The organism is Bradyrhizobium sp. CCBAU 25360 (genome assembly GCF_028128695.1).
GTDB classification, from domain to species: Bacteria; Pseudomonadota; Alphaproteobacteria; order Rhizobiales; family Xanthobacteraceae; genus Bradyrhizobium; species Bradyrhizobium ottawaense.
Map to the genome: position 1 here is coordinate 513,156 of NZ_LBJA01000043.1, position 16,118 is coordinate 529,273.

5 protein-coding genes are annotated in these 16,118 nt (G+C 62.8%); 2 read left to right on the plus strand and 3 right to left on the minus strand.

Annotated features, from left to right (window positions below; all coding sequences use genetic code 11):
- Window positions 1–16 precede the first annotated feature (16 nt).
- On the minus strand, window positions 17–1,447 hold the full coding sequence (locus XH81_RS29385) for an undecaprenyl-phosphate glucose phosphotransferase (protein WP_152103414.1): 1,431 nt from the start codon (window positions 1,445–1,447) through the stop codon (window positions 17–19).
- Window positions 1,448–2,060: 613 nt separating this feature from the next.
- Between XH81_RS29385 and XH81_RS29390 the strand changes: the two genes are divergently transcribed.
- Window positions 2,061–2,798, plus strand: a complete 738-nt coding sequence (locus XH81_RS29390; protein ID WP_050995698.1) for a metallophosphoesterase family protein — start codon at window positions 2,061–2,063, stop codon at window positions 2,796–2,798.
- Between the two features lie 61 nt (window positions 2,799–2,859).
- Here the strand turns inward: XH81_RS29390 and XH81_RS29395 are convergent, their stop codons facing one another.
- A complete protein-coding gene (locus XH81_RS29395) occupies window positions 2,860–3,138 on the minus strand; it encodes a hypothetical protein (protein WP_038972575.1) in 279 nt (92 codons plus the stop codon).
- Window positions 3,139–3,714: 576 nt separating this feature from the next.
- On the opposite strand from XH81_RS29395, the gene XH81_RS29400 reads away from it, so the two are divergent.
- Window positions 3,715–3,981, plus strand: a complete 267-nt coding sequence (locus XH81_RS29400) for a hypothetical protein (protein WP_028141813.1) — start codon at window positions 3,715–3,717, stop codon at window positions 3,979–3,981.
- Window positions 3,982–4,176: 195 nt separating this feature from the next.
- On the opposite strand, the gene XH81_RS29405 is transcribed toward XH81_RS29400, so the two are convergent.
- Window positions 4,177–15,558 carry a beta strand repeat-containing protein gene (locus tag XH81_RS29405; RefSeq protein ID WP_271596456.1) on the minus strand — a complete coding sequence of 3,794 codons (11,382 nt, stop codon included), beginning with the start codon at window positions 15,556–15,558 and terminating at the stop codon, window positions 4,177–4,179.
- Window positions 15,559–16,118: the final 560 nt, after the last annotated feature.

Sequence of the window (16,118 nt, forward strand, 5' to 3'; positions counted from 1 at the left end):
TGAAGAAATCAAACGACTAGTAAGCTTCCTGGAACATCACTGCGGACGCCGTCCGGGCCATAATCTTCAGGTCGAGCCAGATACTCCAGTTGCTAACGTACCAGACGTCATATTCGACCCGCTTCTCCATCAGATCGATCGTCGGCGTTTCCCCCCTGAAGCCGTTCACCTGGGCCCAGCCGGTCAGGCCCGGCTTCATGTGATGGCGGTAGACGTACTTGCTGATGATCTCGTCATAGTAATTGTCATGGGCCAGCGCGTGCGGACGCGGTCCAACCAGCGACATGTCCCCGCGCAGCACGTTCCAGAGCTGCGGCAGTTCGTCGATGCTCGTCATACGAAGGAAGCGCCCGATCTTGGTGACCCGAGCATCCCGCTTGGTCGCCTGGGCAATCGTTTCGCCGTTCTCGCAGACGGTCATGCTCCGGAACTTCCAGATCTCGAACGGCCTGCCATTGAAGCCGCGGCGCGACTGGCGGAATATGACGGCTCCCGGGGAATCCAGCTTGATCAGCACGGCAACGGTGAGCAGCAGCGGCGTCAAGATTACGAGCGCGAACAGGGCCACGCCGACGTCGAGACAGCGCTTTTGCAGCCGTTCGAGAATGGTGAGAGGCGGCCGCTGGATTTCGACCGCTACGGTTCCGCTGACCGGCAGGAAGGGACGAGCCACCAGATCGGCGACCGGATCGTCCGGCAGCAGGCGTATCGGCTGCGGGACGGCGCGCAGATATGGCCCGAGCTTGCGGAGCATCGGCAATTCGTTCCAGTCGATCGCAAGCAGGTATTCATCGACGTCGGCCGAGCGCGACTGACGGATCACGTCGCGAATCTGCCGCTCCCAATGGCCATCATCCCGGTCGTCGCCGAGCACGAAATGGCGCGTGACGTCGAAGCCATTCCGCCGCAGGTCCTTGAAGCGGCTGGAGGTGAAGTCGAGCGGCTTGAGGCTGAGCAGGATCACCTTGCGATCGACCAACCGGCTTCGCGCAAAGCTCGTGCCGAACACCGCCTGCCAGACGAAGCGCAGGCTGACCAAACCAAGTCCGCCGATCACGGCAAACACGATGACGGTGCCGCGGGACAGATTGTCGGTCGATTTCAGCAGGAACGCCGCAACAGCAAGGATCGTCAGCGACGTCAGCCAGATTAACACCGCCTTTCGAAGCTGCCAGACGATGTTGAGCAGCCGGTGCGTGGCATAGACGTCCCGGAAATAGGCGACTGCGACGAACACCACGCCGACAAACAACCCCGCTCCCACCGAAGCGCCGTCGGTGGGCGAAGCGACGGCGACGCCGTACAGCGAAGCCCCGGCGGCATAGCTCAACAAGATCAGCAGAAAGTCAGCCGCCATGACGACGATCTGAAATGGCCTCTGAAGAGCGCCACCTCGCGTCGACGACAGCGCGTGAGCGTTTTCAGAACCATAAGTTGCAACAGCCATTCGAACCTCTGCCTATCGAGAGTGTGCCTGACGCTCATCGTGATGCTGAAGACTCGTCACTGCCCCGCACGGAAAGTGTTGAGTGATCGCAGCGACATTGTGGCGTTGCACGCAAAACTTTTGCGGCGCAGGGATCATGCGTCGTGTTGAAATGCGCAGCGAAATTCGACGCGCTGAAAATGTCGTCACAGTGATGACATACGAGCGAACGCGTTGCCCTATTTTGAATCAAGTTCCACGTCCACCGCGATGCTTGGCCAGCGCGCGAGCACCTCTTCGCTCATCTTTCAGGCGATGCAATCCTTCGACGAAGCACAATGAGTCATTTGCGAGAATTTCGATGATTTTCTATCTGGGCGTGCGATGCGAAATCGCGCCCAGGCATGCATCTTTGCTGCACGCTCGCCTTCAGCGATGCGATTCCCGCGGGCCGCGCCATTCGCGCTGCCGATCGCCGAACAAGGTCGGCAAAAAATGCCGCCCTTCTTTTGGCGTGATCGAGCCGGAGAACAAGGACGCTCCCTCACCGAATTCACGTCGTTCGTGTTGAATGGAAGCTCTCCGGTGCCGGCGACTTGGGGAAATTTTTCAACCACCCGATCGATTGAGCGCCATGATATCTCTCGCCCGACCACGCCCGCCTATTCCCAAACCGCAATTGCCGGAGGGAGTCCGCATCTATGCGATCTCGGACATTCACGGCTGCGCGCATCTGCTGCAGCCCATGTTGCGGGTGATCGACGCCGACGTCGCCTGCAGCCGACCGCGCTACGCGGTCGAGGTCTTCATGGGCGATTACATCGATCGCGGCCCGGATACGCGCTCCACCCTCGACGTCCTGATCGAACGGAGCCGCCGGGGCAACGCAGTCTTCCTCAAAGGGAATCACGAGGCATTTCTGGTGAGGGTGTTCGAAGATCCCTCATTATTCGAGGATTGGATTGCCGTCGGCGGGACCCAGACACTGATGTCCTACGGGCTTGCGCCGCCGGACCTGAAGCGCGACGAGCCGGCATCGATCATGCGCGATCTGATTCGGGCGATGCCCACCGAGCATCTGGAATTCCTCGACAATTTGCGGCTGAGCTTCAGTTGCGGGGACTTCTTCTTCGTTCACGCCGGCGTTCGCCCAGGCGTTCCGCTGGCCGAGCAGACGGAGCGCGATCTGCTCTGGATTCGCGAAGAGTTCCTGCGCAGCGAGGAGCAATTCGGCAAGTATATCGTGCATGGCCATACGCCGGTCCGTAGTGCCGAATTCATGGCGAACCGCGTCAACATCGACACCGGTGCCTATGCGACCGGTAACCTCACCCTGATGAGCATCCAGGGCAGCCGCATGCTCGCGGTATGACGTGGAGCCTTGGTTCGCGACGGCTCGCCTATCGGACCATGGGCATCGACCTCGAGCGGATCTAGTTGAGCAAGCGGGGCTTTTCCAGCCGCGCACGTGTTTCAGCCATCCAATCGTTCCAGGCTCGCTCGTGCTTGACGTAAAGCTCCAGCCAGCGCTCCCCATGTCTGTCCTGGCGGACACGGCGCGCCTCGACAAGCAAATCGGCGCCGGGGCGGGAGCTCGGATTATCCAGCGCTTCGAACTCGACCGTCTCCGAGATCGTCAGCCCGACAAGCACGCGTTGTCCGGCGCCATCGACGATGTAACGCCGCGGCGCATCCTTCTTGGGTTCGCTCATCTCGTCATGCCCCATTCGTACCAGTGAGATCCCGTCAGCGAATCGGACGTTGCCTAAAAGGCTCGTCGGGCGTGGCCGAACGTCGAGGTGGGAGTCGGTCCGGTCATTCGGCGCGAGGCGCCGCGGGATGAGCTCGCAGGGCTTCGTTGCACGCGCCAAGCGCGTAGCGCGTATCCCAAGGTGAGGCCAGCGCCGAAAATGAAAGCGGAGAGGAATGCAGAAGTCATAGGAGTCGCCCTAGATAGTCCGGGACTCATCAAGAGCGAGCAGTGTGTCGACATCATGGTTCTTGCCGACTTCGGGCGCCGAAAGATTGTTCATGCCTGACCTCTTACGTGCATGCGGCATAACCTCCCGTGCATCAAACTCTGCGATCAAGATCGCTCTATTAGAGTCACTCTATATAGAGAGATGCCTTCGCGATCCCGACCTGTCCAAAGGCTGCTGCCGTCGAACGGACCTGGCACGCCTTCCCACGAACAGGAAATTTCGGGCCAACCGGCCAATCCATGCCCTTGCAACCATTCGGGACCCGTCGCATTATTTCGCATCTCATATTACGAGGGATTCAATCCAATGACCGTCCGCGCTCTTATTCCATCCATTGCCCTGTCCGCTCTCGGCCTCGTTTTGACAGCATCCGTAGCGCCGGCCGCCGAGCTCGCGCTTGCGCCGGCACATCAGCGGGCGGCCTACGCCCAAACCGGGGTCGTGCTGTGGGATGACGTCTATCCGCCCGCGATCTACGGCCCGCAGCTTCGCTCCGTCGAGGAAGTCGCCGCCATGAAGGCGCAGGCGCGTCCAGTGTCCCAACGCTGGTGGGGCTATTGGTACGTTCGGTGAGCGCGGGAACGCTTGGCTAAGAGCCTCCTGAGAGGCCAGCCACCTTCGACCCAGCGACCTTCGACTATAGACCGCCGATCCACCGGATAGCTGGTGGCGGCGGTTTTTGCTTGGGGTCGCGCGGCGATTGCCAGGACGGTGGCTCCCGGAGACAGGCCGGCAGGCGGCCAACGCCTCTCCGAAGCCGGTTCTCTCTCAGGCCAACAGGAAGTTGCCGTTGTGCAGCGTGCCCGTGACATTTTGCAGGCTCACGTCCATATCGCTCGTTCCGTCGCCGTCGATATCGATCTGAAGATAGTCGTTACCCGGCCCGGAATTCTGCAGGTGAGCCGAAGCCTGGTTGGCACCGAGCAGCGCCGCATTCTCCACGTACTCGATGTGACCGCCAGCGACGCTAATGCCCGAGAACGTAAAGCTGTCATTATCGGCGTCGAAATTGTGAATGGTATCGGCAGCGCCGGCGGCGGAATCCGCGGTGCTGACAAAGCGGAAGTTGTCATGGCCCGCGCTGGCGAAAATCTCATCCGCACCCGCGCCGGCAGTGATCGTCGTGTTACCTGACGCATTGCCGATCGTGATCCTGTCGAAGTTCGCGGCGGCATTGACGGTCTCGACGTTGGTCACCGTGATGTCGTAGACATTCGCGCTGAAGTTCAGAGTGTCGTTGCCGCCGCCGAGATCGATCACGTTCGCCGGGCTGCCCTGCAACGTCAGAATGTCGTCCGACGAGCTCCCGTTGAGCAGATTCACGTTCCACAGATTGTCGAACGAATTGCTGCCTGCGGCGAGATTCAGGACGTTGGTCCCTTCGCCGAGATTGACCGACACCCCGGACACTGTATTCAGAAGCGTGACCGTATCGTCCGACGGGTTGAGATTGCCGGTGAAATCACTGCCGTTGAGGTTTTCGACGCCACTGATGCTGACCGAATTCACTCCATTGGCGAGCGACACCAGATCGTTTCCACCGCCCATGTCGATGACGATGCCATCGACATTGTTCGTCAAGCTGAGTGAATTGTCGCCCGAATTTCCGTTGATGTGCTCGACGCCGGTCGCGGCGAATGCAGCGAAGTTTCCGTTGAGGGCGATCGTATCCTCGCCGCCGCCAAGGTCGATCGCGACGCCGTTGACCGCTGCGATCGCACCGGTGACAGTCAAGGTGTCGTCGCTCGCGGTTCCGTTCACGTGATTGACGTCGTAGATGTTCACGAACGAGTTCGCGCCGGCAGCGAGGTTCATCGTATTGTCGCCGTTGCCGAGGCTGATGTTCAGGCCCGTCACCGTCGTCGACAAGGTGAGTACGTCGTTGACGCCGGGCGTCGCACCGAAATCGGATCCGCCGACCCCCTCGACGCCGATCAGACTAAGCGTGTTGGCGCCGCCCGCGAGATTGAGCTGATCATTGCCACCCCCGAGGTCGACGACCAGTCCGTTGGCGGTCGTCGTGAGGTTGACGAACTCGTCGTTGCCGCTGCCGACCAGGTTTTCGACACCCGAGAGATTGAGCGTGTAGCCGTTACCGAAGGTGCCGTTGAGCAGGACGGTATCCCCCGTCCCGGCTCCCAGATTGATCCCGTGTCCGAAGATATTGGCTCCGACGCGAAGATAATCATCGCCAGCCGTTCCGCTCACGGGTGCCGTGTTAGAGAACTGTTGCGTCGAGAGATCGATCGGACTCGCCAACGAGCCCGATGACAGCAACACGATGGCGTCGCTGAACTGCAGCGCTTCGACGTTGGTCAGACCGTCGGTGCCGTCACGGTTCACGACATTGTCCTGAACCTGGATCGTTCCAGCCGTCGTGACGGTGTATTGCGATTGCGTACCCGAGAAGATCACCATGTCGGTGCCGGCGTCGCCGTCGATCGTATCGTTGCCGCCCTGGCCGGTGATGCCGTCGTTGCCGCCACCTGCGTTGATCGTGTCGCCACTGCCGCCGCCGAAGAATAACTCGTTATTCGAGCTGCCGACCAGCGTGTCGGCCTGGTTCGAACCCTGGACGCTGTTGACGCCTCCCGTGATGAAGTCGGCGCCGGCCGCACCGCTCACAAGTCCCGTCGAAAGGTCGACGGAAACTCCGCCCCCGCTCGCCTGGGAATACGAGACCCGCGTATTGCCGTTACCGGTGATGGTATCGTTGCCGAGCAGGCCTTCGAACAGGTTGAAGGTACCGAACGATCCTGCCGAGGTGACGCCGGTGAAGCCTGTGGCATTGTAGGTGTCGTTCAGGTTGCTGCCGGTCGCACTGTTGACGCCTACATAGGTGTCAGTGCCGATTGAGCCGCCGCCGGTCGCAGTCCCCGCCTGCAGGTTGATGGTCACGGCATCGGTGGCGCTGGAATAGATGATCCGGGTGTTACCGTTGCCGGTGATCGTGTCGTTGCCGGCCAGGCCTTCGAACTGGTTGAAGTTGCCGTTGTTGCCGACGTTGTTGGTTGCACCGTTCTGGAAACCGACGGCGCCGAAATTCGTGGCCGTGAAGACGTCGTTGAAAGTGGTGCCCTGGGCGCCCTCGATCCCGCGGAACGTATCATTGCCGATCGAGCCGTCGCCGGTCGCGGTGCCCGCCGTGAAGTTGATCGTCACCGCGCCGGTGGAGAAGTAGATGTTGTTGTAGCTGATGATGTCGAAGCCGCCGCGGCCGTCGATGAAGTCGTCGCCGGCAAGGCCGGTGAACGTTTCCGTCGCCGTGGTGGTGTTGCTACCGCTGATGGTGTCGTTGAACATCGAGGCCATCACGGCGTTGACGCCGCTGAACGTATCGTTGCCCGTGGACAAGTCACCGCTTGCGGTACCTGCCAGCAGATCGACCGTCACCGCGCCGGTGGCGTTGGTGAATGCAACGCGCGTGTTGCCGTTACCGGTGATGCTGTCGTTGCCGCCCATGCCGATGAATTCATTGAACGTCCCGTTGGAACCGGCATTCTGGCTGCTTCCGGTGAAACCAGCGGCGTTGAAGACGTCCGCAGCGTTCGAGCCGCGCACGGACTCGACCGATCGCAGCGTGTCGGTGCCGACCGTCGCGGCGTCGCCCGTCACGGTTCCCGACGCCAGTTGAACGTCGATCCCGCCCACCGCGGCCGGATCGAGCGCGTAGTCCGCCCGGTCGAAACCAGCCCGGCCGTCGATGAAGTCATCGCCGGCGCGGCCTTCGAACGTTTCCACGGTTCCTGGGCCATTGGCACTGCCGAGCAGTTGGTCGCCAGATCCAGAGCCGACAACACCCGCAAAGCCCGAACCCACCAAGGTATCGGTACCGACCGAGGCATCTCCCGCCGCCGAGTGGGCCGTCAGATCGACGGTCACGCTGCCCGTTGCATTGGCATACGAGATGCGCGTCAGGAGCGCACCCAGGCTGTTCATCGCTCCCGTGATGCTGTCGTCCCCGCCGCGGCCTTCGAACTCGTTGAAGCCCACATTGGTGCCGGCAATGCCGGTATCGCCCGCAAAGCCGGTCGCGTTGAACGTGTCGGCATAGTCGCTGCCCACGATCCCCTCGACGTTCGCCAGCGTGTCCGTGCCGACCCCTGGACCTGTCACGGAGCCTGCCGCGAGATTTGCGGTAATGCCGCCCGTTGCCGCGACATAGTCGGCGCGGTCGAAGCCGAGGCCGCCGTCGAGTAGATCATTGCCGTCGAGGCCCTTGAGGCGATCGTTGCCCGCAAGGCCACTCAGATTGTCGGCGTAGGCGGTGCCGATCAGCGTATTTGCACCGGCGTCGCCGGTGAGGTGCACGCCCTGCCCCAGGATGAAGTCGGCAGCCGTGAGGTTCGACAGCGTCACGTTCAGCAGCGTGAGGGTGTCGCCATTGCCGAAGTTGATGACCGTGTTCGGCCCCTGTTGGGTGGCAAGCGCCTGAACGTCGGCAAGGGTCGAGACACCAGGGATTCCCGTGAGGTCGATCTTGTCGGCGTCCGCCTGCAGGAAGTCGCCGATGGTGTCCGCGCCGCCGCCGGCAGCGTAGACAAAGGTGTCTGCACCAATGCCGCCGTTCAGGCCGTCGTTGCCGGCACCACCGCTGAGCAGATCGTTGCCGCCGTTGCCGAACAGCTGGTCGTTGCCACCAGAACCGGTGATCGTGTCGTTGAAGTTCGAGCCCGCAACGCTGGTCACCCCTCCCAAAATGGTGTCATGACCTACCGAACTATCGCCGTCCACAGTACCGTTTGCGAGGTTAACGGTCACGCCGCCGGTCGCGTTGGCGAACAGCAGCTGCGTGCTGCCGTTGCCGGTGATGAGGTCGTTGCCGGCGAGGCCCTGGAAGGAATTGAAACCGATGAAGCCCGTCGCGTCGTAAGTGTCGGCGAAATTGCCGCCATAGACGCTGTTGACGCCCGTGAAGGTGTCGTGCCCGACCGATACGTCACCCGTGACCGAGCCGGCGTTCAGGTTGACGGTGACGCCGCCGGTGGCATTCGTGTAGAGCAGCCGTGTGTTGCCGTTGCCGGTGATGGCATCATCGCCGCCGAGGCCCTCGAACTGGTTGAAGGTGCCGTTGTTGCCGATATTGAGCGCACCGGGCTGGCCATAGCCCGTCGCCACATAGGTGTCGGCGTAGCCCGTGCCCTGAATGCCCTCGATCGAACGCAGCGTATCGGTCCCGATCGACGCATCACCGGTCGCCGTGCCTGCCGCCATGTCGATCGCGACGCCGCCCGTGACCGTGCTGAGGCTGTTGTAGATGGCCACGTCGAAGCCGCCGCGGCCGTCGATGTAGTCGTCGCCGCCAAGACCGGTGAAGTTGTTGTTGAAGCTGCTTCCGAGCAGCGTGTCGGCGAAGGTCGAGCCCTGCACCGCATTGACGCCGGTGAAGGTGTCGGTGCCCTCGGTCGCACCTGTCGCGCTGCCGGCAACCGTGACGGCATTCGTGGTCCCGACGACGCTGGTCTCGAGGTCGACGCTGACGCTCGAGGCCGCGATCTGGTAGTTCAGGCGGGTGGAGCCGTTGCCGATGATGGTGTCGTTGCCGCCGGCGCCGGCGAAGTCGTTGAAGGTCCCGGAGGAACCGACATTGGTCGCCCCGACCTGGCCGAAGCCGGTCGCGTCGAACGTGTCGTCGAAATTGGTACCACGCGCGGCCTCGACGTTGCGTATGGTGTCGGTGCCGACCGTGGCGTCGCCATTCACGATGCCCGCGGCAAGGTGAACATAGATGCCCGACGTGGTCGTCGTGTCCGAATTGTAGGTGACCTGGTCGTAGCCGCCGCGGCCGTCGATATAGTCGTCGCCGCCGCGACCTTCATAGGTCTCGTAGGTGAAGGCCGCATTGTCGCTGCCGTAGAACGTGTCGTTGGAGGCCGAACCCCAGATCGTCGAGACGTTGGAGAAGGTGTCATGACCGACGGAGGCATCGCCATCCGTGGTCCCGGCCCCGATGTCGACCGTGACCGCGCTGGTGGCGCTCAGATAGGACACTCGCGTCACCGCCTGCCCCAGGGCGTTGAGATCGCCGATGACGCTATCGTTGCCGCCGCGCCCTTCAAACTCGCTCTGGCCGGCGGCTACGCCGGGCAGACCGGTCGATCCGGTGAACCCGGCCGCATTGAACGTATCGGCATAATCGCTGCCGACCACACCCTCGATGCCGATGAGCGTGTCTGTCCCGACGCCAGCTCCCGAGGCCGTCCCGGCCGCGAGGTTGACGGCGATGCCGCCGCTCGCATCGGTATAGATGGCGCGATCGAAGCCCGCACCGCCATCCAGAAGGTCGCTGCCGCCGAGGCCCTGGAGGCGGTCGTTGCCACCGAGACCGCTGATGGATTCGGCATCGGCGGTGCCGACGAGGTCGTTCGCGTTTCCGTCGCCGACGATCGGCGCGGCCGGCGCGCCGAACAGGAAATCGCTCGCCGTCAAGCTGCTCAGATTGACGTTCTGAAGCGTGAGGCCGTCACCCGAGCTGAAGGTAATGACCGTGTTGGGGCCGCTCTGCACCGCATGCGCTTGCAGGTCAGAGAGGCTGAAGATGCCGTAGACCCCGGTCAGATCGAGCTTGTCCTGGCCATGGACGAAGTCCTGGATGAAGTCGAAGCCGCCGCCGCTCGCATAGACAAAGGTGTCCACGCCAGCGCCGCCACTGAGGAAGTCGTTGCCGGCACGACCATCCAGGATGTCGTTGCCGACGTTGCCGGAGAGACTGTCGTTGCTGGCGCTGCCGATGATGGTGTCGTTGAAATTGGACCCCAGGACATTGAACACGCCGCCCGTGATGGTGTCGTGGCCGACCGAGCCGTCGCCGTCGGCGGTGCCCGCAGTGAGGTTGACGGTCACGCCGGCAGTGGCGTTGTTGTACTGAATCTGCGTCGCGCCGTTGCCGGTGATCTGGTCGTTGCCGCCCTGCCCCTGGAACGAGGTCCCGCTCGGACCAGAGAATCCCGTTGCGTCGAAGATGTCGGCAAAGTTGCTGCCCAGGGCGCTGTTGACGCCGGTGAACGTGTCGTGACCGGTCGAGCCGTCGCCGGTGGCGGTGCCGCCCGCGAGATTGATGGTCACCCCGCCGGTCGCGTTGGCGAAGATCAGGCGCGTGTTGCCGTTACCGGTGATGACGTCGTCACCGCTCAGCCCTTCGAACTGGTTGAAGGTCCCGTTGTTGCCGACATTCGCGCCGGCCACCCCGTAACCGGTCGCATCGTAGGTATCGTCGAAGTTGGTGCCCTGAATGCCCTCGATCGAACGAAGCGTATCCGTGCCGTTCGAGGCGTCTCCGGTGACGATGCCGGCCGCCATATTGACGGTGATGCTTCCCGTGATGAAGAAGATGTTGTTGTAGGACGAGACGTCGAAGCCGCCGCGGCCGTCGATATAGTCGTTGCCGGCGAGGCCGGTGAAGGTGTCGTTGGTCGCCCCGCCCAGCAGCGTGTCGTCGAACATCGAGGCCTGGACGGCGTTGACGCCGGTGAAATGATCGGTGCCGACGGATGAATCGCCGGTGGCGGTGCCGGTGACGAAGTCGACCTGGACTCCGGCCGTCGCGTTGTTGAAACCGAGCCGCGTGAAGCCGTTGCCGGTGATGGTGTCGTCGCCGCCATTGCCGGTGAACTCGTTGAACGTCCCGTTCGAGCCGGCGTTGACGCTGCCCGAGCCGAAACCGGTGGCATTGTAGGTATCGGCGAAGTTGGTGCCGCGGATCGCCTCGATCCCGCGCAACGTATCCGTGCCGACGGTCGCATCGCCGGTGACGGATCCGGCGGCGAGATTGACCGTAATTCCCGTCGTGGTGTTCGGATCGACGTTGTAGTCCACGCGGTCGTAGCCACCGCGGCCGTCGATGTAGTCGTTGCCCGCAAAGCCCGAATACACCTCTGCGGTGAACATCGGATTGTTGCTGCCCAGAATCGTGTCGTTATGCGCAGAGCCCCAGACGCCGTTGAAGCCGGATCCGATGAGGGTGTCGTGGCCCACCGATGCATCACCTTGGGCATAGCCGGCGGCGAGATCCACCGTCACCGCGCCGGTGGCACTGACATAGGAGACGCGCGTCAGCTCGGCGCCCTGGCTGTTGGTGTTGCTGATGATGGTGTCGTCGCCGCCTCTGCCTTCGAACTCGTTGTAGCCGACAGGGCTACCCGGGACATGTGCATCGCCGGTGAAGCCAGCCCCGTTGAATGTATCGGCAAAGTCGCTGCCGACGGCAGCTTCGATGTTGACGAGGGTGTCCGTCCCCACGCCGGCGCCGGACGCCGTTCCGGCCGCCAGATCGATCGTGACGCCGCCGGTCGCGTCGGTATAGACGGCGCGGTCGAAGCCCGGGCCACCGTCGAGGATATCGTCACCCGAACCGCCGCCGAGATAGTCCTTGCCAGCGCCGCCAAAGAGGATGTCGTTTCCGTCGCCACCGCTGATGCGATCGTTGCCGTCCTGGCCATCGATCAGATCGTTACCACCTCCGCCCGAAAGCACGTCATCGCCGAGCGAGCCGAACAGGGCATTCCCGACCGGGGTCAGCACGGCATTTGCAACCTCAGTGTCGAGATTTTCGACAAAACGGTTTGTGAGCTGATCAATCGATTGTTGATCCGAAAAATCGGTCGCGGCGAGTTGGTCGGCAGCCGCGCCTTGAGCAACCTGACCGGCCTGCGCCAATTCAGTGACGTTCGTGGCCGCCTGAATGCTGTCGTTCGCGGCAGCAACGACCTCGATAACCGTCGCGGCGGCCGCCGCATCGACGCCGGAGGATGTGACGACGCTCTGAACCGTATCGGACGATGCCAGATCGAAGACGGGCGCGCCGGGGCCGCTCAGAGACGCCGTAATAGCGCTTGCAATGGCTGTAATGACCGCGCCCGTCTCCACGCCGACGGCCGACACCTGAGCGACGGTGCTTTGGACCTGGATGGCTGCCGCGAGCACCGCGGTCGCGGTGGCATCGTTGTTTACCGCATCGGGCACCGGGTCGAACGACCTCAGGTCGACACCTCCGGTGAGATCGAGGTTGAAAGCCGCCGCCACGGCGCTCATGGCCTGGTCCGCCGTCAGCGGGTGCTCATCGTTTGCCGTGCTGTCGACCAGTGCGGCGATCAGCGTCGTCAGCGGAGTGATGACGGTGGAGCCCTCCGGCGCCCTCAGCACGCCGGCGACCTGCAATCCCGTCGAGATATCGACGCCGCCGATACTCACGAGCGGACCGGAGCCGCCCGCCAACGTAAAACTGCCGTCAGCCCGTGTCGTCGTGTGCGCCTCGCCTGCGTCGAGTATTCCGTTGTTGTTGGCGTCAGCAAATACGGTTGCGCCGCCGATATAGCCGTCGATATCCAGCGCGTTGATCTCGTTGGCACCGGACGTCACGGTCAGCGCGAGCTCGGCCGAGCTCACCGCCTGATGAACGCCGTCGTCGGAGATGGCGGTGACTTGCAGGGTGAACGGATCCGCGCTGCCGACTGCATGGTTCGGGATCAGGACGACGTTCTGAATGGAGTCGCCCGTCACGAGCCAGGCGCCGTCCCCGATCGCTGCGCCGTTCTGTACCGTAAAGCTCGACGGCACCCCCTCGATCTTCACCGACAAGGTGCTGCCCAGATCGACCTTGTCGGCCGCTATGTGAAGCGTGATGTTTCCGTCGGCGGCGCCCGACGAGTCCTGTACGCTCAGATTCGGTGCGTCTTGCGTGCCATGGATATCGAAGCTGATATTCTTGGTCGTGCCGTCGACGGACGTGACCGTGAAAGTCTCCGTCTTGGTGTCGTTGGCGCCGAGATACTGAATAGCGGCGTTGTCGACCGAATAGGTGTAGTGGCCGTCGGCCAGCAGCGTCACCGTGCCGAGGTTGCCTTGTGCCGTGATCGTGCCGGCCTGGAACGCGGCCTGGTTCTGGTCGGCATCGACGATGGACAGCTGCCCGGACGCTGTCAGTTGGCCGTCCTCGGTGACCTCGTGATCCCCGACATTGCCAATGGTCGCGCCGTCATTCTCGCCGTGGATCGTGAACGTGACGTCCTTGGAGGTGCCATCCTGAGAGGTGACCCGGAACGTATCGATCTTGGTTTCGCCGGCTCCGAGATATTGCACGGCGTTGTTGGCGACAGCGTAGGTGTAGCCGCCGTTGGCCGAGAGGTTCAGCGTGCCGAGATTGCCCGGCCCTGTGAGCACGCCGGCCTGGAATGACGACTGGCCCGCATCCGGGTCGCTGACCGAGATGCTGCCCACCGCGGTCAGATTCCCGGCGTTGTTCGCCGCAAGGTCTTCCGTCACGTCGGCAATGGTGGGATCGCCGATCGTCGCCGCGTGATTGCCGCCGGCCGGGCCATGAACGGTGAAGCTGACCTGCTTGGTGGTGCCATCGACAGCGGTCACGGTGAAGGTGTCGACCTTGACGGCGCCGGCCGCCAGATTGTGCGCAGCACTTTCGGCCACAACGTAGACATAGCTGCCGTCGCCCGACAGCAGCAGGAAGCCCAGATTGCCGGCAGCGGAGCCAACGGCCGGCTTGAACGCCGCCTCGCCCTGATCAACGTCCGTGATGCCGATGCTGCCGGACGCGGTGAGCACGAGCGCCGACGGATTGTCGTAGACGTCGTGAACCGTGGGTGTGCCGATCACCGCTGCGTCATTGACGCCCTTGATGACGAAAGAGACCTGCTTGGCCGTGCCGTCGAACGACTTGACGGTGAAGGTTTCGACCTTGGTGTCGCCCGCACCGAGATATTGCACGGCGCTGTTGGCGACCGAATAGCTGTAGGTGCCGTTGGCATTCAGCGTCAGTGCGCCCAGATTGCCCTGCCCCGTGATCACGCCGGCCTGGAACGTGGACTGGTTCTGGTCGGCATCCGAGATCGAGATCGTGCCTGACACCGACAGCGTCGGCGCGCTGGCGTCTTCGGTGACGGTGGTGAAGGCGGGCGCACCGATCACGGCGGCGTCGTTGGTGCCGTGAACCGTGAAGGAGACCTGCTTGGCCGTGCCGTCCAGCGCGCTGACCGTAAACGTCTCGACCCTGGTCTCGCCGGCGCCGAGATATTGAACGGCACTGTTGGCGATCGAATAGGTGTAGCTGCCGTCGGCCTTCAGGGACAGGGTGCCGAAATTGCCCAAGGCGGATAACACGGTGGTCTTGAACGCCGATTCGCCCTGATCGACGTCGGAGATCGCGATCGTCCCAGTGAGCTTCAGGGTCGGATTGCGGGAATCCTCGGTGACATCGGCAGCCGAGGGTGTGCCGATGATTGCGGCATCGTTGGCGCCCTGGATCGTGACGGTCGCCGTCGCCGTCGATGTCAGGCCGGCGCTGTTGGTTACGGTATAGGTGAAAGTCTCGGTCGCGGACTGGCCGGCGCGCAGCGACTGGAACGCAGAACCCGGGGTATAGGCGATGTTGTGGCCGTCGGCGGCGATGCTGACCGTCCCCAAAATTCCCTGTGTATTGACGGAGGTGACGCGCAGCGTCCCGCCCGCGGGGTTGGTGTCATTGGCGAGCACGTTGATCGCGGTGACGCCGGCATCCTCGCCGATCGTGACCGCATCGGCACTGGCGACCGGTTTTTGCACGAGCGAAACCTGGAAGACGGCGTCGTTGTAGTCGGCGTCGCCCGGCGCGGTGTAGCTGCCGTTGGACCTGCGCGTCGCGGCGGTATCCTCCCAGGCGATGGTGCCGGTCGCGCCGTCGGCAGTGTCGCCGGCGAGCTTGGCTGCCGTCTGCTGGCTGCCCGTGACCGACGAGGCATAATCGACGCCGCCCGCGTTCTTGGAGGTCTCGGTAAACAACGCATTGGCGCCGGCGCCCGTGAGCAGATCGGGCTTGCCGGCAACGTAGATGACGTTGCCGTTGGCATCGACATCGGCGACCGCCCAGGTGCCGTCCGAAAGCTTGATGACCTTGATGGCGCCGGTGAGATCGTCGGCATCGTTGCGGCCCTGCGCCGCACCATCCGGAATGAGGAAGAACTGGATCTTGCCGAGATCGGCGGTGTTCACCGCGAAGTCGACATGGGAGACACCGGGGGTGAGGGCGCCAGCCCCTTGCGAATCCGCATTTGCAAACAGGACTCCGCCGAGCCCCGTTGAGCTGTTGTACCAACCAAAGGTGTTGCGAAAGGCCGCGGACTCCGAGACAAAACTGGCGCGCAAAATCGTCTGGTCGCTCATGGCGAGCCCCCCTTTAACATTCTGATGCTCAAAGTTCGCCGTCAGCCCAACGGCGCGAGTTGGAAATGAAATGGTCTTGTTATGGTTGTATTGGGTATCGATTCGACGAGGCGTCGTTGCCCGACGGCGAACGGCGAAGTCCTGTCACGGAGCGAAGGACTTCTGATAATTGCAAATTGTTTCCATTGTTGCGTGACTGCGTCAAGGCAGCACAGCTGCTAACCTTAAGCGCGGCGTGAATTGAACAGCGCAGCCGAGAGAGCGTGTGTCCCGGCTTTGCGATTGCGCCCGAGTTCGGCAGACCATGGGGTCGAAGCTTTGCCGAACTGCAGCACAATACGGGATGGAATGAAGCGATCGCCTTGCCTCCCCAGCTGGCCTTGACCAGATCGCTTAAGCTGCCGAGAAAATGGATTGCGACCGTTGATAGCGCGGCTGAACAATTCGCGCCGCGCCTGGGGACACGAACTGCGACATTCTGACGCGCCCAGATATCCCTGCTGCAGCTCGATATCGGGAGCCGAAAGCCGACGCCGAAATCCGACTGACTCAAGCAAAGC

Bases quoted from the DNA above. Each gene is read 5' to 3' on its own strand.
- XH81_RS29385 (WP_152103414.1), bottom strand. From the start codon at position 1,447: ATGGCTGTTGCAACTTATGGTTCTGAAAACGCTCACGCGCTGTCGTCG.
- XH81_RS29390 (WP_050995698.1), top strand. From the start codon at position 2,061: ATGATATCTCTCGCCCGACCACGCCCGCCTATTCCCAAACCGCAATTG.
- XH81_RS29395 (WP_038972575.1), bottom strand. From the start codon at position 3,138: ATGAGCGAACCCAAGAAGGATGCGCCGCGGCGTTACATCGTCGATGGC.
- XH81_RS29400 (WP_028141813.1), top strand. From the start codon at position 3,715: ATGACCGTCCGCGCTCTTATTCCATCCATTGCCCTGTCCGCTCTCGGC.
- XH81_RS29405 (WP_271596456.1), bottom strand. From the start codon at position 15,558: ATGAGCGACCAGACGATTTTGCGCGCCAGTTTTGTCTCGGAGTCCGCG.